The organism is Trichormus variabilis 0441 (assembly GCF_009856605.1).
GTDB lineage: Bacteria > Cyanobacteriota > Cyanobacteriia > Cyanobacteriales > Nostocaceae > Trichormus > Trichormus variabilis.
Genome location: NZ_CP047242.1, coordinates 484,325 through 502,136, shown reverse-complemented (window position 1 = coordinate 502,136; position 17,812 = coordinate 484,325). Strand labels below are relative to the sequence as shown.

15 protein-coding genes and 1 tRNA gene are annotated in these 17,812 nt (G+C 41.3%); 13 read left to right on the top strand and 3 right to left on the bottom strand.

The features are described from left to right. Window positions 1–2: 2 nt before the first annotated feature. Window positions 3–1,073 (bottom strand): nSTAND1 domain-containing NTPase, encoded by a 1,071-nt coding sequence (locus GSQ19_RS01985; protein ID WP_011321119.1) that lies wholly within the window; start codon window positions 1,071–1,073, stop codon window positions 3–5. Between the two features lie 316 nt (window positions 1,074–1,389). On the opposite strand from GSQ19_RS01985, the gene GSQ19_RS01980 reads away from it, so the two are divergent. From GSQ19_RS01980 to GSQ19_RS01970, 3 genes are all read left to right on the top strand, one after another. After that, window positions 1,390–2,310, top strand: coding sequence for a histone deacetylase family protein (locus GSQ19_RS01980; protein ID WP_011321118.1), 921 nt, complete (start codon window positions 1,390–1,392; stop codon window positions 2,308–2,310). A gap of 251 nt (window positions 2,311–2,561) precedes the next feature. Then, a complete protein-coding gene (locus GSQ19_RS01975; protein ID WP_011321117.1) occupies window positions 2,562–3,155 on the top strand; it encodes a gamma-glutamylcyclotransferase family protein in 594 nt (197 codons plus the stop codon). Between the two features lie 294 nt (window positions 3,156–3,449). Next, window positions 3,450–3,923 carry a hypothetical protein gene (locus GSQ19_RS01970; protein ID WP_011321116.1) on the top strand — a complete coding sequence of 158 codons (474 nt, stop codon included), beginning with the start codon at window positions 3,450–3,452 and terminating at the stop codon, window positions 3,921–3,923. A 122-nt stretch (window positions 3,924–4,045) separates the two neighbouring features. On the opposite strand, the gene GSQ19_RS01965 is transcribed toward GSQ19_RS01970, so the two are convergent. Continuing rightward, a complete protein-coding gene (locus GSQ19_RS01965) occupies window positions 4,046–5,641 on the bottom strand; it encodes an iron uptake porin (RefSeq protein WP_011321115.1) in 1,596 nt (531 codons plus the stop codon). Between the two features lie 381 nt (window positions 5,642–6,022). Here GSQ19_RS01965 and GSQ19_RS01960 point away from each other — a divergent pair, with 381 nt between their 5' ends. Both GSQ19_RS01960 and GSQ19_RS01955 read left to right on the top strand, forming a co-directional pair. Beyond that, the gene (locus GSQ19_RS01960; RefSeq protein ID WP_011321114.1) at window positions 6,023–7,042 is read left to right on the top strand and encodes a metal ABC transporter substrate-binding protein; all 1,020 of its coding nucleotides are present in this window, start codon (window positions 6,023–6,025) and stop codon (window positions 7,040–7,042) included. Window positions 7,043–7,202: 160 nt separating this feature from the next. Beyond that, the gene (locus GSQ19_RS01955) at window positions 7,203–7,976 is read left to right on the top strand and encodes a metal ABC transporter ATP-binding protein (RefSeq protein ID WP_011321113.1); all 774 of its coding nucleotides are present in this window, start codon (window positions 7,203–7,205) and stop codon (window positions 7,974–7,976) included. Between the two features lie 57 nt (window positions 7,977–8,033). Here the strand turns inward: GSQ19_RS01955 and GSQ19_RS01950 are convergent, their stop codons facing one another. Next, window positions 8,034–8,396: an ArsR/SmtB family transcription factor gene (locus tag GSQ19_RS01950; RefSeq protein ID WP_011321112.1), complete on the bottom strand. Its 363-nt coding sequence runs from the start codon at window positions 8,394–8,396 to the stop codon at window positions 8,034–8,036. Between the two features lie 225 nt (window positions 8,397–8,621). On the opposite strand from GSQ19_RS01950, the gene GSQ19_RS01945 reads away from it, so the two are divergent. From GSQ19_RS01945 to GSQ19_RS01910, 8 genes are all read left to right on the top strand, one after another. Continuing rightward, complete coding sequence (locus tag GSQ19_RS01945; RefSeq protein ID WP_011321111.1) at window positions 8,622–9,506, top strand: metal ABC transporter permease; 885 nt, start codon at window positions 8,622–8,624, stop codon at window positions 9,504–9,506. 76 nt (window positions 9,507–9,582) lie between these two features. Continuing rightward, window positions 9,583–9,655 (top strand) — tRNA-Phe (locus GSQ19_RS01940). 324 nt (window positions 9,656–9,979) lie between these two features. Then, the gene (locus GSQ19_RS01935) at window positions 9,980–10,210 is read left to right on the top strand and encodes a DUF2808 domain-containing protein (protein ID WP_235622521.1); all 231 of its coding nucleotides are present in this window, start codon (window positions 9,980–9,982) and stop codon (window positions 10,208–10,210) included. 729 nt (window positions 10,211–10,939) lie between these two features. Next, entirely contained in the window at window positions 10,940–11,176 is a 237-nt protein-coding gene (locus tag GSQ19_RS01930; RefSeq protein ID WP_041456430.1) for a hypothetical protein, read from the top strand. A gap of 175 nt (window positions 11,177–11,351) precedes the next feature. Beyond that, entirely contained in the window at window positions 11,352–12,419 is a 1,068-nt protein-coding gene (namA, locus tag GSQ19_RS01925) for an NADPH dehydrogenase NamA (protein WP_011321110.1), read from the top strand. 144 nt (window positions 12,420–12,563) lie between these two features. Beyond that, window positions 12,564–12,734 carry a hypothetical protein gene (locus GSQ19_RS01920; protein ID WP_011321109.1) on the top strand — a complete coding sequence of 57 codons (171 nt, stop codon included), beginning with the start codon at window positions 12,564–12,566 and terminating at the stop codon, window positions 12,732–12,734. After that, window positions 12,721–14,763 (top strand): ATP-binding protein, encoded by a 2,043-nt coding sequence (locus GSQ19_RS01915; RefSeq protein WP_011321108.1) that lies wholly within the window; start codon window positions 12,721–12,723, stop codon window positions 14,761–14,763. The genes GSQ19_RS01920 and GSQ19_RS01915 overlap by 14 nt, the downstream gene beginning before the upstream one ends. Beyond that, window positions 14,756–17,764 carry a PAS domain S-box protein gene (locus GSQ19_RS01910; protein ID WP_011321107.1) on the top strand — a complete coding sequence of 1,003 codons (3,009 nt, stop codon included), beginning with the start codon at window positions 14,756–14,758 and terminating at the stop codon, window positions 17,762–17,764. Before GSQ19_RS01915 ends, GSQ19_RS01910 begins: the two co-directional genes overlap by 8 nt. Window positions 17,765–17,812: the final 48 nt, after the last annotated feature.

The following is a 17,812-nucleotide window of genomic DNA, read 5'->3' as shown; positions in this document are numbered from 1 at the left end:
GGCTACTTAATCCCCAACTGATCACGTACAAAATCCCAAACTTGCTTCCATTCGAGTACACGCATAAAAACCAGGACAAACATAACTACAATTGCTGTCCCAATAATCCAGCTACTCACATCATCTACAGTTACACCTATCAATTTGGTGAAACTACCCAAGCGCTTGGGCAAATCCACAAATATAAAAAGTAGCCATTTTTGCCAATAGCTTTGTTGCTTTCCCGATGCAGGATGATTAATCTGTTGTTCAAACTGCTGTTTCGCCCATTTGATTGGCTTACCTGTTTGATGTGCTTCCCACAAACAAGTACCAGCTAGTTGTAGCTTATAAGGATGACGCTGACCCCACTGTTGAGCATGATTCTGTTCATCTTGACTCAACACCGCACCCTGACTAGAACGACTTGGTAAGCGCGTCAGTTCAATTGCTTCATCTGTAGTTAATTCTCGCAAAACAATACAGTGAGCAATATTGAAAAAACTGGAGACATATCGATGTTCTTCACCATAAACCTTGAGTGGTTTGCGGGAAGCTACTACCAACATCAAGGCGTTGTCTTCCATGAGCGATCGCAAGTTATCATAAAATCCGTCGTTAAATTCCTGGGGATAGTCGAACAGGCTTTCAAAATCATCAAGACACAGAACAGGTAAAACTTGCTGCTGTTCCATCGCCTTGATAGCCTCAAAAAATGTCTGTCGATTCCACAATTTCGGCTTCAAGGGATTATTTAGAGAGAATCGCCTGTTGCTACCAAAATTACCCCAACCATTAGCAACTTCTTGATAAAATCCCGCTTCAGTTTGACAATTGGCGTTTCTGAGTGAGCGATAAATTACTAGATAACGATTCGGGTCTGGTACTCGCTGCTGCCAAGTGAGAAAGAAATGATACAGCAGTGAAGATTTGCCAATACGCTTATCACCGACGATATTGATACTCGTCGGCTGTACGCCAGTCATGCGAGAGGCGATCGCATATAATTCTTCTTTACGACCAACAAATAATCTGGGATCTTCTATCATCCCCGCAGCCACAAAGGGATTAGTAGGCAGTGAACCAGAGGTCATGTAACAATTTTGTTGTTATTTCAGGGATTTTGGTGCAATTACCCAAAACAATAACATCATACTTAGAATAATTTTGTGATCTCTTGCTTTCGAGGTGGTCTAATACCAATTCGCAATTGAGTTAGTAGGGTGCGTCAGTATGAATAATTTCTTGTTGTAGTTAGGTTTTCTCGCACTGACGCACCCTACATTTGGGACATTTTTCTATCTGGAAGTCCCTAAGCAGTTCAAAAGATAGGGAGTGAGAAGTAAAGCAATCCCCAGTCCTTAACAGACGATACAATGGCATTCAGTATCATGCTGTCCATCTCCTGCCATGTTTCCAGTCATATATTCTGATGAGTTTCTAGATCACAAAACTGGCAAATATCACCCAGAAAGCCCAGAACGTTTGACAGCAATTGTTAATGCACTAAAACAGGCTGCGTTTGCGGAAAAAGTTACTTGGATTGAACCTACACCAGCCCTAGAAAACTCATCTGTAATGCCGCTTTTGGTAAAGGTTCATAGTCCTGGTTACGTTAATAAAGTCAGGGATATCGCTACTACTGGTGGCGGTTATTTGGATGGCGATACACCAGTCTCACCTCGTAGTTATGATGTGGCTTTATTGGCGGTGAGTGCTTGGTTAAACGGGATGGATGCTGTGTTAGAGTCGGCAAATCCCGCTTTTGTGCTGGCGCGTCCACCAGGACACCATGCAGAAGGCGATGCAGGGATGGGATTTTGTCTATTTTCTAATGCAGCGATCGCCGCTTATTATGCCTTAGAACAGCCAGGAATTAACCGTGTCGCCATTATCGATTGGGATGTACATCATGGTAATGGTACACAGGCGATCGTGGAAGTTAATCCCCAAATTGCTTACTGTTCTCTCCATCAGTACCCCTGTTATCCTGGGACAGGTAGAGCCACAGAAAAGGGTTTCCATAATAATGTGTTAAATCTGCCCGTACCACCTGGTAGTGATCTGGCTGTATATCAGCCATTATGGGAGAAAAAGATAATCCCGTTTTTATCAGAGTTTCAACCAGATTTACTGATTGTTAGCGCTGGTTATGATGGTAATGCTGACGATCCTCTAGCTAGCGTCAATTTACAACCAAAAGACTATGGCTTATTCACTAATTATTGTTTAGGAATAACCCGTAAAATTTTATTTGGCTTAGAAGGTGGCTATGATTTGCCTACGCTTTCTCAGTCTGTTTTAGCAACAATTGCTAGTTGTTTAGCTTGATATATTATCAACAATTGCTCTTTGCGTCTCTGTCTTAAAAAGTTCTGATGCCTGCGGCAAGCAGCAAAGCGTCTACTGCGTGATAGAAATCATCCCGCATTTATACAACGCCGAAAATATTTTAATGCAGGACGTAAGGAAAACGACTCTTCAGCCTACATCTTAAACTACGGTTTATCTATCGAGATTTAGTTGAATACTGAAGATGAATGTAGTATAACTCTGATAGTACCATATACTTCCAGGGATCAATGAGCCATCAAAGTACGCACCCACACCATACTTGGGTGCAATCTCATCATCCTGTACATTTAGAGACAAAGTCGCCGCCTCACAAAGAGCCGATGTTTTATTATTTTGCCTATGGCAGTTGTATGTGTCCGGTGGATTTGAAGCGATCGCTTGGTGAGAACACGCACCCTTATATTATCGGCCCTGGAGTATTGAAAGGTTATCGTTTGGGATTTTATCTCTATTTACCAAGCCGTAAATGTGGTGTTTTAGATATAGTTAAAGACCCCAAAGCCAGTGTTAAAGGCGTACTTTACCAATTACCTTTACGCTTAAGTGAATACTTAGATCAACGTGAAGGTGTATCCCAAAACCTCTATCGTCATGAATCAGTAGAGATTCACAGCCACAGTCGAGTGTATCAAGATGTTCGCACATACGTAGTGGTGAATAAATCAGAGGAAGAAGTTGCACCTAATGACTGGTACTTCAATGTTGTTCTTAGGGGTGCAGTTACCTGCGGATTGCCGGAAGAATATTGCTGGCATTTATTCAATCATATGCACAAGTTACAGCAGCGCCATCAAGAACAGAAATTTAGGCGATCGGCATGAAGAGTAATAATAAGACTAAATACTAAAATTTATCATGTTATTGATGGTGTTTATTTTTATTCGTAATACTTTGAGCAATTAGAAAGAATAAGAAGAACATTATTGAGAGTTTTATGTCTATTATTATGACGATTTAATGTCTAATTAACTGCCTTTATTTATATACATAAAATTATCTAGATAACATATATTTGTTATTAGTTCATCTTTAAGTTAAACATCTCTCAATTCTTGTAAAGAGTATATCCAAATATCTAACAAATCAAGCTCAACCCCTAAAAACATAGGATTTATATGAAATTATTTTCTGGCGTTACTGGCTTGATATTGAAAGCTAGTCTAGCTCTAACAGGTTTTATTGCTTGCTTAAGCTTTGCATCAACTCCAGCATCAGCCCAAGCAATAATAGAAGACCCAATCTCTGACTTCAGTTCTGGAGAGCCTGCTGTCTTTGCAGGTGCAGCAGTGTATCTTACTCCTGGTGCTTATCTATCAACTATTGCGGCTGAGGCGGTCGCACCGAAAGGAACTTATTTTGCAGGATTCAACGGTGCGTATACAGTTACAGCATTCTCGTATATAGATCCTATTACTCATGCAGCATATCCAGCCCTAACACTACATACTGGTGGACTAGCTAAACTTCCATACGATGTAGGCGGGTCTATTAGGGGTGCTGTAGTGGACAGACTCAGATACGGCAATCTCACATTAGATGAGTTTACATCACTGGTTAGGGCTGCTGTTGGTAATGATGGTTTGGAATAAGCTTAGGGATTGGAGACTGAGTGCAGAGGGTAAAAGAAAATTCTTACCAATTACCTATTACCAATTACCCATAAAAAAGACGCAAAGAATCACTTTGCGTCTTTTTGGTGAGTTTAGAGAAATTAGAAACTAAATGTGGTTCTCAACGCACCAATAACAACATCATCATTATTGTCATTGTGGTCTGGTGATGTTAACCAGATAATGCCTGGTGTGATGGTGATATTATCGCTGACTTTGTATTGATAAAATGCTTCCACATGATAGGAAGTATCTCTATCTCTATCTAGTCCAGCAACGCTAGAACTTGTGACTTTTGGTTCCATCCCCGCAATGATACCGGCTAAGTTACCTTTTTTCCCAAGGTCGGGGAAACCAAGAGTAACAGCATAGTTCCAAATATCAACATCTCCACGATCGCCTGTCAAGATGCGGCTATTGGTGTAACCAGCCCATCCACCCAAGACTAATTTTTCACTGAGACCGATAGAAGCTTGGAGACCGTAGGAATTGCTGGAGAATCTTTCGTCTAAACCTTGGAAGGTGGTTGCAGCGTTACTACCAGTGGCTAGAGGTTGCCGATAAGAATTGATATATGTTAAGCCAACACTGGTGCGATCGCTTGGTCTAACTGTCAGTTGCGCTAATGCACCATAAGCGCCATCAAATAAACCGTTTTGGGGTGATGGGTTATTTGCTGTACCGCTCAAATAACCCAAGCTCAAGGCTAATTTATCACTAAACTGGTGAGTGACACCCAGACCAGTACCACCTATCTGCCCATAAATCGGGTTACGTGTACCAAAGGTAGTTAAAGCACCAAAAGCACCATCTCCATCAAATATGTTTACGGTACTGGTGAGGTCGTCTGCTGCGCCGCCAACAGCAATTAGCTTGGCTTGGGTGTTCTTGCCTAAGGGAAAGCCATACCACAAAGTACCAATAGCAGCGTTAGTACTAGGTGCAGCACTAGCGAAGAATAGGTTACCTTCTGGAGTATTAATGTCGGGGCTAGTAATGTTGTTAGCTTCAATTCTGGTGAACAAGGTATCTTGCCCAGTGAAGCTGGAGACAAGTTCTAATCGCGCCCGTACTCCCAGAGTAGTATTTGTATCGACGATATCTGCATTATTGACGCGATCGCCTGATAAGACATCGCTGATAACTGATACTACTTGTCCTTGCAGCTTTGTTGTAGTCGAGAATTGATTGGCTTCTAATTCCGAGGTACGTGCTTCTAAAGCATCAACTCGACCTCTTAATGTTGCTAGTTCCGCAGAAAACTCTTCTTGTAGCTTTTGTAGTGTAGCTAAGTCTTCTTTTGTGACTAACTCCGCCGTGGCAGTAGCTATGAGTTCATTGACTCGATCCAGACAAGCATTCAAACCTGCGGCAAATTCATACCTGGTCAGGGCGCGATTACCACGGTATGTCCCATTGGGATACCCTGCAATACAACCATAACGTTCTACCAGTGATTGCAATGCTTGGAAAGCCCAGTCTGTAGGTTGTACGTCGGAAAACTGAGAAACTGAGGTAACTTGTGACATTACCTCTTGTTGAGTAGCTAGTTCTGCATTAGCTATTTTTGAGGTTTCTGAGGTTTCATTTATTTCTGTTGTGGCAGGGGTTTCTCCTGCAAAGGCCGCAGCGCCAGAAAATAGCATTGTGCTGCAAATTACTGGGTTAACCAGCCAATACTTCCATATTTTCTGCATTTTTCTCCTCACACTTTACTCACACACATCTTCTTCTTGGCAATAGATATACCAAGTTCATTTGAAATAATATTTACTTCAAAAGTATTCCCAAGATATTAGCAGCACTTAGCAATTTTTGTCACATTAAAAGTCAAGAATTCGTAATTGATCCATTTTATGTAAAGAGAACATCTCTCAACCAGTACATTCGGTGGAGTGAGAGATATGTAACACAACACCCGCAAAACACTCCGGTGATTGCTGGCAAGAAATTTATTGTCTTCAGTATATGAGAATGAGAATTATTATAATATAGCAATGTACAATAAGTATCATTGTCAAAATCTATGTTGATTGTGGCAACAACCGCATCAGCATCCTTATGGAGAGGAAAATACAGTGATTTGGACTCACGTCAGAAGTAAAGTAGGTAGACAGCAAAATGGCATCATGTCCTTAATAGCCTTGCTAATGTTGTCCATGACGGTTGGTTGTGGCCAATCGAATAGTAATCAGGGAACAACTGCCCAACAGTCGCCAACAGCAAAGGAGGCTGCCTCTATTCCGTCAGTGCAGCAGCCAAAAACTAAAATAGTAGCAACGATTTTACCAACATATTTATTTACCAAAGCTGTAGCTGGAGAAGCCGCAGATGTATCACTTTTAATCCCACCTAATACGGAAGTACATGATTACCAAGCAACACCAAGTAATGTGAAAGCGATCGCCACAGCTAATGTTTTAGTCAAAAATGGGTTAGGTTTGGAAGAATTTCTCGACAATACGGTAAAAAATGCCCAAAATCCTCAATTAACCCAAATAGATGCTAGTAAAAACATCAAAGTTTTAAATGAAATTTCACCTGTTGTAGAAACAGGAACCAAAGACCACGATCATGACCATGAACATTCTGAAGGTAACCCCCATGTTTGGCTAGATCCAGTGTTAGCAAAACAGCAAGTAAAAAATATTCGAGATGGCTTAATTGCGGCTGACCCGGCAAATAAAGCGACCTATCAAGCTAATGCTGAGGCTTATATGAAAGAGTTAGACAATTTACATAATGAGTTTCAGAAAACTTTGCAGAAAACTCCTAATTGTACATTTATTACCTTCCATGATGCTTTTCCCTATCTGGCTCAACGCTATAATTTGCGGCAAGTTGCTGTGGTGCAAGTTCCTGAAGATCAACTTTCACCAACAGATGTACAAAAAACAGTTAACACAGTTAAAAAATATAAAGTAAAAGCTTTGTTCAGTGAACCAGGTGTAGACAACAAATTACTTACCAGTTTATCCAAAGATTTGAATTTAACTTTGCATTCTCTCAACTCTTTAGAAAGTGGTGATACCAATCCCCAATATTATTTCCAAGCAATGAAAGATAATTTGCAAACTATAGAAACGGGTTGTAAGTAGAAATCATGACTTGGGTATATCAGAGTTATGTTATCGGTGGCAGGGAGTTGATCTGATGCTGAGTCTTCATCGCTTTTTCCCCGTAATCTACTCATGATAGTCACCCACAAACAACTATGAAAATCTCTTGACAATCTCACATATTTCCCAGATAGGACTAATGAACTCGCCCATTTTAAAAGTAGAAAATTTGACAGTATATCAAGGTAATTATTTAGCGATTCGAGATGTTTCTTTTACTTTATTACCAGGAACAGATACAGCTATAGTTGGGCCTAACGGCGCTGGTAAAAGCACTTTAGTAAAAGCAATTTTAGATTTGATTCCCCGCAGCGTCGGTCAAATTGAAATCTTTGGTCGTCCCATAAATAGGTTAGGAAATTTACGCCATCTTTTAGGCTATATGCCACAAAATTTTATTTTTGACCGTAGCTTTCCCATTTCTGTGGAAGAATTGGTAGGACTAGGATGGGTTGGTGAAACTCGCCATCACAAATCTTCATTTTTCTCCAAGTTAAGGATTCAAAGCCGGGAAAAATCAGCAGCGATCGCCACAGCACTTAACAGAACTGATACTTACCATCTGCGAAATCAAGCTATCGGGACTCTTAGTGGTGGTCAACTAAAGCGGATCTTGCTGGCTTACTGTTTGGTCATACCTCGAAAAATTTTGGTTCTCGATGAAGCTTTTGCGGGAGTTGATATGCAGGGTGCAGCCGATTTTTATGCCATGCTGAACGAATTAAAGCAGCAGGAAGGTTGGACTGTTTTACAAGTTTCCCATGATATTGATATGGTCAGCCGCCACTGCGATCGCGTACTTTGTCTTAACCAAACCGTTGTTTGTACTGGTCAGCCAGAAATAGCACTTTCACCCCAAAACTTATTAGCAACTTACGGGCCTGGTTTTAGTCGCTACGAACATCATCATTAGGAAAAATCACAATATCCAAGTAGACCAGAATCTTTTATTTATTTACTGAATTTAGAGTCAATCTTTTTCGTCTAAATGCTCCGCCACAGCCTGATAAAGCTCCAGAATATGATTATCATGTAGGCGATAAAATACATGACGACCTTGCTTACGGTAGCTGACTAAACGCATGGCGCGTAAATTTCTTAATTGATGAGAAACCGCAGATTCACTCATTTCCAGTAGTGTAGCTATATCACTGACACATAGTTCTTTCGCAGCTAAAAAAGAAAGAATCCGTAATCGATTAGCATCGCCTAAAAAGCTGAAAAAATCAGCCATGCGCTGTGATTTTTCAGTACTCAAGACTTCATTTATTAGAGGTGTAACACTACTTACATTTATTTCTTCTACAGTACAATTTGTGTGAGTCTTAATCATGTGAACTTGTCAACTATAATTATTTAATTGAGGAATAGTTAAATTTGAGATCGATGTTTAAAACAATTTATTAACAAGAGTAGATTATAAATGCAATTATATACTTTAATCACATTAAAAAGTTGAGAAATTCAGAGATACTTTGTAGTAATGTGTGGTAAAAGTACCCACTAGCTTGAATATGGATGCAATGAATTCTGATAATAAAAATAAACAACTGATTGTATGCTAACTACAACCTTCTACCTCCTGCCTCCTAACTCTTGCTGTCTAATCGGTGTGGCGAGTGTTGAAGATTTGGTGAGTTTGCTGCAATTTCCTTTTATGCAACGGGCGATCGCAGGCGCTGTTTTAATGGGAGTACTAGGGGGTTTACTGGGCAGTTTTGTCACCTTACGCCAGCTATCATTTTTTAGTCATGCCGTTGGTCACGCAGCATTGGTAGGGGTAGTGTTGGGCGTGCTGTTGCAAGTTAACCCTACTTCCATGCTACTGCCCTTTACTTTAGTTTTTGGTGTTGTCGTCCTTTATTTAATTGACCAGACGGATTTAGGTAGTGATAGCGTACTCAGTATAGTTCTCTCTGGTGCTTTGGCGATCGGTGTTATTCTCACTAACTTAATTCAAGGATATCGCGGTAACTTAATAGGGGTCTTGTTTGGCGATATTCTGGCTATTGATAGCACAGACTTAATTTTGACATTTCTAGTACTGCTCACCAGTAGTATATTTTTACTTTCAACCCTACGACAACAAATTTTATTGACCCTAAACTTGGATGTGGCAAAAGTTCAGGGTGTTCCTGTTCAGCTGTACCGTTATGGGTTCGTAGTCTTACTTTCATTGGCAGTAGCTGTAGCCATTAAAGCTGTTGGTGTCCTGCTAGTGAACGCCTTTTTAGTGATTCCATCTGCTACTGCTAAGTTGATGAGTCACCACTTTCAGCACTATCTTGTCATGTCAATGCTAGTTGGTGCTGCCAGTAGCATCATTGGCATTGTGCTATCAGGTGCTTTCAATCTCGCCTCTGGCCCTAGCATTGTTCTGATCCAGGTGTTCCTGTTTGTGGCTGTATTTATTTGGGTAAAGTTGTACTTCAAGGCAGCATAAATCTTTTTTACGAAAACTATTGCCAAATCGTTTTATGTTTGCTAAATTGATTAATCGTGGTCAAGAAAAAAAACAAGCCGGGATAGCTCAGTTGGTAGAGCAGAGGACTGAAAATCCTCGTGTCACGAGTTCAAGTCTCGTTCCTGGCACTTACTGAAAACCTTGAAAGCTATAGAGTTTACAGGGTTTTTAAGTTTATCCATAGCGGGTGGTGCGTTGTCTCTGGGGAAATCCCACATAGTATAGCTGTCGCCAGTAGTGTTAGGACATCAATAAATTATACAACCTAGACACAAAAAGACTTTTCACCCATTCCCCAGCTATATTTCACTATAAAAGTAGCAGCCACAGCCAGGGAAGCATTACAGCAAGTGACTTTTACTCAAAGAATTGGTACTGAAAATAATGAGTTTTAGCCAAATAAGGCGATCGCTTTTGTCGGTACTCACAACAGCAAAGGACAAAACTTAGGAGTGAAGCCGCTAATCAGGGACGCTCAAGCACAAATTATAACCGTCACCTTTGATTTTCTTATACCACCTGGGCAAATCGTGACAATTGGTCTGCGGCCTAATCGCAATCCTTCCTATGATGGGGTATATTTATTTGATGTAATAGCTTTTCCTTCTGGAAAGCAAACTGCTGGGCAGTGTCTCAGCGTTGGTCGGTTACAGTTTTACACAGACACGACCACAGAAAGTTAATGTCATCAGGAGCATCTGACGTATTTGACACACCATTTGCTATTTTTGTGATTTAGGACAAGAGTAAATCTTGTCCTTTATTTTTGGCAAATTTTTGTAGCCAAAATTACAGTTTTCCCTAGCAATATCACTAAATCTTAATATCCCCTTGTGTTTTTCCTTAATCTATGCAAATCTCATACTTATCTAATACGGTAAACTCATAGATTTAATGTACTATAGTGATATTAAATTGCTAAATAGATATTCATCTGAATCATGGGACTTGAGGTTGAACCACTTAGGAGACTTACGTTTTACTTATGGCTGGTGAACCATCAAAGAATTTAGCAACTTGGAGTTCAGGTAATTTTAGTCAACAATGGAAAACTATTTTACCTCTAGTATCTTTGTAGGAACAATTTTCAACCACAAAGATAAGATATATCGTGTTTTAGATTAATAAAATATGTGGGAATAGCTGGCAATGCTAGTTTAAAATACCAAGTATTTACCTTGAGAATATGGCAGACAATGAGCAATATTACCTAAAAAAATTACTAATAATAACTAATATTATTCGCTATTTAAAATAGATGAAAAAGGATGTAGCATAGGGTTTATGCAAAATATTTATCTTGTCGAAGAGCATTTTCAATCTCTATTTACAAACATATTATTTCAGCTATTAACATTAATAAAATATTAAATTAAAGACCACTAAATAGTAAAACTCTGAAGAAATAATTAATGTTTTTTGTAGTAAAGGGGACAGCAATCATGTTTTTTGGACAACTTGAAAGAGAACTATTATGGGTAGAAGTTAATTCACATTGGCAAAACACAAAATTACCGGATAATTTACAGTTAAAAATTGATCAAGGAAAAGGCCAACAAGATATTTGGGAATGTAGTTGTGAAGATATACAGGAAGCATTAACAAAGCGGAAGCCAGTCTCAATCAAAAAATTCTACAGCCAAGAATGAAGGCGGGCTTGGGGGAAGAAAGCAGGGGGACAAATATCTTACTTAGGATGTTGCTCATGGCTTTAGATACGTAACTTGCTTCTCAAAAGGTATCCCCAGGAAAAGCCTTCTGTCTCCTCCTAACTTCAATATTTCCAAATTTCTTTCACCTAGCAAGAGAAGGAATTAATAACTGATGACTCATCTATTTGAACCACTAAGAATTCGTGAAGTTACTTTTCGCAATCGCATCGCCTTATCGCCGATGTGTCAATATTCCAGTACCAATGGCTTTGCTAATGACTGGCACTTGGTTCATTTAGCTTCTCGTGCAGTTGGTGGAGCGGGTTTGGTAATGACCGAGGCGGCGGCTGTGGAAGCTCGCGGACGAATTAGCCCCCAAGATTTGGGAATTTGGTCGGATGCACATATAGAAGCTTTAGCGAGAACCGTCAGCTTGATTCATAACTTTGGTGCAGTAGCGGCTATTCAACTAGCTCATGCAGGGAGAAAAGCCAGCACCTCTAAACCCAGCAAAGGGGGGAAATTTATAGATGAATCTCAGGAAGGTTGGCGACCTGTGGTGTCTAGCAGTGCGATCGCTTTTAGTAAAGAAAGCCCAGTACCTGAAGCTTTAAGTATTGAAGGTATCCAGCAAGTTATTCAAGCCTTTGTCCAAGCCACCAAACGTTCCCTGCAAGCTGGATTCAAAGTTATAGAAATTCATGCAGCCCACGGCTATTTACTACACCAATTTCTTTCTCCCCTAGTTAACCAACGCCAAGATGATTACGGCGGTAGCTTTGAAAATCGTACCCGTTTATTACGAGAAGTAGTTGAGGCAGTGCGAGAGGTATTGCCAGAATCATACCCCTTATTTGTACGCCTCTCTGCTACAGATTGGGTAGATAAAGGATGGGATATTGAACAAAGTATTGCCATCAGTGACAAACTAAAATCTCTAGGCGTAGACTTAATAGATTGTTCTTCCGGTGGGGTTATACCAGGTATTAATATACCTGTAAAACCTGGATACCAGGCTCAGTTTGCCGAACGTATCCGTAAAGAAGCCAATATCCCTACAGGGGCAGTAGGTTTAATTACATCCCCAGAACAAGCCGACCAAATTATTCGCTCTGGTGTCGCCGACATAGTTTTATTAGGGCGTGAACTCCTCCGCAATCCCTACTGGCCTCACCTAGCAGCTAAAGAACTAGGACACGAGAAACACTGGCCAGTTCAATATGACCGAGCTTGGTTGTAATTTTAGTGCTGAGTAGTGAGTAAGAAAGGTATTCTCCTCTTGCTCCCTACTTTCTACTTTACGGCAGCTTAACTTTACCGTTATGCTGCCATTTTTTTTGGGAAGACTAGTCTTGATAGTAAATTCATATATTTTTAAAATTTTATGGCAATAACTCTTCTATGGGGGGGTGCTAGGTACATCGGACAAAAAGCAAGACAGCAACTAATGGCAAGTGATGTTGTTCTGTTCTGGGATGAAATTAATCACCGTGTTGGTTTGACAGTAGCTAATTTGCAAGGTGCTTTAGGTGAAGTGTTGTATGTCCGCAATTAACCTCAAAAAGATTTTTAGCAAAAAAGAGTTACCTTTACTTCTGCAAAACTTAGTTGAGCAAATCAAGGTAGCGATTGATGTGGAGCTAGTAGACGGCACAAAACTGCTGAGTATTGGGGAGCAAACTTCACAACACCGACATTCAATTGAAGTGTCGGGAGAGATCATCGGTTGGGTTGTTGGTGAAGAACAGGCCAGCATAGTAGCTAGTTTGCTGTCATTTTTGGCAAAACAAGAAGCAGAGAAGAAAGAGCTGGCTAAAGAATTGTTGGAGCGATACCAAGAAATTGATTTGTTTGAGGATATATCCACTCAACTGACTAGAAGTTTAGATACTCGACAGATTGCTCAACTGGTTCTCAAAGAATTGAGTCAACTGATGGAATCGTCTGCGGGGATAATTCTGCTCCTCAGCCCAGATAAAACTGCCTTTGAAACTATTGCAGAATTTGGTCAGCTTTTTCACCAAAATCAACCGCAACCAGGCCAGGGAATTATTGGCAGCATTGTACAATCTGGTCGGGCAGAACTGATCAATAATTTACCAGCTGATCGGCGGATATATGAGCAAAAAAACGTCAACGCACTGATTTGCGTACCCTTGCGAGCGAAAGATCGGATATTGGGAGCGATCGCCATTGGTACAACCAAAACCGAAGCATACAAAGCTGAACACCTCAAGCTTGTAAGTATTTTTGCCTCACAAACTGCGATCGCTATTGAAAAAGCCTTGCTTTATGAACAAAGCACTCAAGCCACCGCCCAAGCGAAAGCCCAAACAGAAAAACTTCAGCAAGCTCTCCATGAATTGCAATTAGCACAAACGAAGTTAATCCAAAGCGAAAAAATGTCGAGTTTGGGGCAACTCATGGCCGGAGTTGCCCACGAAATCAACAATCCAGTTAACTTCATTTGTGGGAATTTGAGGTATGTTGCCGAATACGCCAATGACTTACTATACCTACTACATGAGTATCAAAAATTCTTACCTGTGGCTCCGTCCGAGATGGAATTAGATTTAGACAATATTGATCTGGAATTTATTCGGGACGATTTGCCCAAATTGCTGGACTCCATGAAAGTTGGCACAGATCGCATTGTAGAAATTGTCAAATCCCTGAAGAATTTCTCCCGCCATGACGAAGCCGAAATGAAAACCGTCAACATTCAAGATGGCATTGACGGGACGCTAATGATTCTCCGCCATCGTCTGAAAGCTGGCCCTAATTATTCAGAAATTGAAGTCGTTAAAGACTATGCCCAACTTCCTTTAATTGAGTGCTACCCAGGACAGTTGAATCAGGTGTTTATGAACATCTTGGCAAATGCCATTGATGCTTTAGAAGAGTTAAGAGTCAACAGTCAAGAGTTAACAGTCAACAACCCTAAACTATGGACTATGGACTATGGACTTTTGACTAAACCCCAAATCACCATTCGCACCGAAGCCCTAGATGATCAATGGGTGGTGATTCACATTGCCGACAATGGCTCAGGAATCAAGGAAGATATCATGGGACGCATTTATGATCCCTTCTTCACAACGAAAGAGGTTGGTAAAGGAACTGGGTTAGGCATGGCCATCAGCCACCAAATTATTGTAGAGAGACATCATGGAATTCTCAAATGTCGTTCTCAACCAGGTCAAGGTACAGAATTTTGGATTCAAATTCCAGTCAATTGTTCAGCAATGGAAGTGGCTAAAGAGCAAAATCGTCTGATTCCTGACCTGAAAACTGCAACCTTACCAACCCCTACAAGCGAATTATCCCCAACTGCTGATGCAGATGGTTTCATTCCCTCGACAACTCCCACCTTTAAACCAACAGAATTGCTGCTCCGTCATACTCAACTGATCCGCCAACTTTCCGAACAGAGTCCAGGCGTTGATACTGCATCTTCTGAGCAAATTTACCAAATTTTTCAGCGTAACCCAATTTCGTTAAAACTTTACGCCACCTTGTTGTCCTGGTTCTGTTGTTCTCAGCCTACACCAATCAATCACCAAGGAAACCACAACCATGTCTAGCCAACTTGATCAATGTAATCGCCTCCTTTGGGAAAAATGTCCTGTTGGTCTAGTATTGTGGCGAAAAAATGGCGCATTGATAGATGTTAATCCCACTTATGCCACCATTTTGGGGAGAACTGTCCCAGAAACCCTCAACTTAAACTACTGGCAGATTACTCCTGAAAACTATCTCGCTTCGGAGCGAACCATACTAGAGCAACTAGAACAGACCGGTTGTCACCAAGCCTATGAGCAAGAGTATCTGCACAAGGATGGACACTTAGTTCCGGTGAAAGTTTCCACTGTGATGATTGAGAAAGATGGCGAGAAGCTGATGTGGTCGAGTGTAGAAGACATTAGCAACATCAGACAAACCCAAAAAGAACGTCAACAATCAGAAAAAATCTTGAAACAGAGCGAAGCACGATACCGCTCTCTGGTGACAACTAATACACAAATTATTTGGGTCAGTTCACCAGAAGGAATTTGCTTTGAACTCAAAGACTGGATCGCTTACACAGGACAAACTTTAGCGGAAGCTGAGAACGGAGGGTGGATTGATGCTGTTCATCCCGATGATCGGGGCTACACCGGGGAAGCCTGGGGTATTGCTGTAGCCAACCGTAGTCAATACCAAATTGAATACCGGATTCGTGGCAAGGATGGCAATTATCGCTACTTTTGGGTCTGGGGCGCTCCTGTTATTGAAGAAGATGGCAATGTCCGGGAGTGGATTGGCACCTGTACAGATATTCACGATCGCAAGTTAGCCGAAGCCGAAAATCAACGTCTGAAGGAACGATATCGCTCTTTGGTAACTGCTAGTTCCCAAATTGTTTGGGGAACAACCCCAGAAGGATGGGGAATCAGTAGCGAAATGCTCACTTGGATAGCTTATACAGGGCAGAATGAAGCGGAGGTTGAGGGTTGGGGTTGGCTTGATCCCATTCACCCCGATGACCGTACCCGTTCCTTAGAAGCCTGGAATGCGGCTGTAGCGAACCGGAGTATTTACCAAACCGAATATCAGCTACGTGGCAAAGATGGCACTTACCGCTACTTCTCGGTTTGTGGTGTCCCTGTCTTAAAACAAGATGGCAGTATTCAAGAATGGATTGGCACCTGTACCGATATTCATGACCGCAAGCTGGCAGAAATGGCTCTAAGGCAACTCAATCAGCAACTGGAAGCCAGAGTAGCAGAACGGACGGCGGCACTGCAAAATACCCTAGCTGAAGCCCAAGGATTAAATGCCATTTTAGATAACTTGGCAGATGGTTTGTTGGTAGTGGACACCACAGGACAAATTACCCATTACAATCCTGCGTTTTTAGCTATGCACGGATTAACAGCCAATACCCTGAATGGACATTATCAGGAACTACCTATATTCGGTTTAGCAGATTTGATTGAACATACTCGATCCCATCCTGGAGAGGTGTTTACTGCTGATGTAGCACTGGCGAAAGACCGCATTGGGCAAGCCGTAGGGACAGCCATCTTTAAGCGGACAGACACCCAGGAAGTTGCCGCTTGCTTTGGTTCAGCGCTGTTGATTCGGGATGTAACGGCGGAAAAAGAAATCGACAAAATGAAAACTGATTTTATCTCCACAGTTTCCCACGAACTCAGAACACCACTAACTTCTGTCCTTGGTTTTGCCTCCATCATTCAAGAAAAACTGCAAAAAGATGTATTCCCCATCCTGTCCACCGAAGATCGTAAACTGCAAAAAACCATCAAGCGGGTGGGTGACAATCTCAATATTATTGTGTCGGAAGCAGAACGACTCACATCTTTGATTAACGATGTTTTAGACATTGCCAAGATGGAAGCAGGTAAGGTGGAATGGCAAATGCAGCCCATCGACCCTGGTGAGTTATTGGATTGGGCGACTACTTCCACAGCCGCATTATTTGAAACTAATGGTCTACAGTTGCTCACAGAAATTGAATCTGGATTGCCGCAAATCATAGGCGATCGCAATCGTCTATTACAAGTCCTGATCAATTTAATTTCTAATGCCGTTAAGTTTACTGAATTTGGCTCTGTTACCTGTCGCGTCAAACAAGACAAAGATGGTGTATGTATCAGTGTCATTGATACAGGTGTTGGTATTGCCCCAGAAGACCAGCCTAAAGTATTTGAGAAATTCCGCCAAGTTGGTGATACCCTTACCGACAAACCCAAAGGTACAGGGTTAGGACTACCCATCTGTAAACAAATTGTCGAACATCATGGTGGCAGAATCTGGGTGGAAAGTGAACCAGGTCATGGTAGCGTCTTCTCTTTCCACATTCCCATCTACGCTAGCAATCACAACACCAATGCTAATCTCAATCTCGATGCCTTAGTCAGACAACTGAAAGAACACGTCATCACTGCCAACCAAGTATGCAGCGAAAACCGCAAAACCATTCTTGTTGTCGATGATGATGCCAATATTCGAGAACTACTCCGTCAACAACTAGAAAATGAAGGCTACAACGTTCGGGAAGCCAAAGATGGTATGGATGCGATTCATCAAATCAAAATATCCTCCCCTGATTTGATTGTTCTGGATGTGATGATGCCCCAAATTAACGGTTTTGATGTAGCGGCTGTTTTGAAAAACGATCCCCTAACCGCAGACATTCCAATCATCATTCTCTCAATTGTGGAAAATAAAGAACGCGGTCACCACATTGGGATTGATCGCTATCTCACCAAGCCTATCAATACAGAAGAACTTCTCAATGAAATTGGCTCGCTCCTTTCCCAGGGTATTTCTAGTAAGAAGGTTTTGGTTGTTGATCAAAACGCGTCAACTTTAAAAACTATATCGGATGTCTTGCAAACTCAGGGATACAACGTGATTGAAGCCTCAGATCCCCAAGAATGTATCCGTAAAGCCCTGTCAGCTAAACCGGACATGATCATCATCGATTCTATCTTCTCTCAAGAAGCCGACTTAGTGAAAACTCTCAAATTTGAAAAGGAGTTAGAGAATGTATTCTTCATCATGCTCTCAGACCGCTAATCAGTCCGGGACGAGGGAATACGAACAAGCTGTTTTGAATTTTGAATT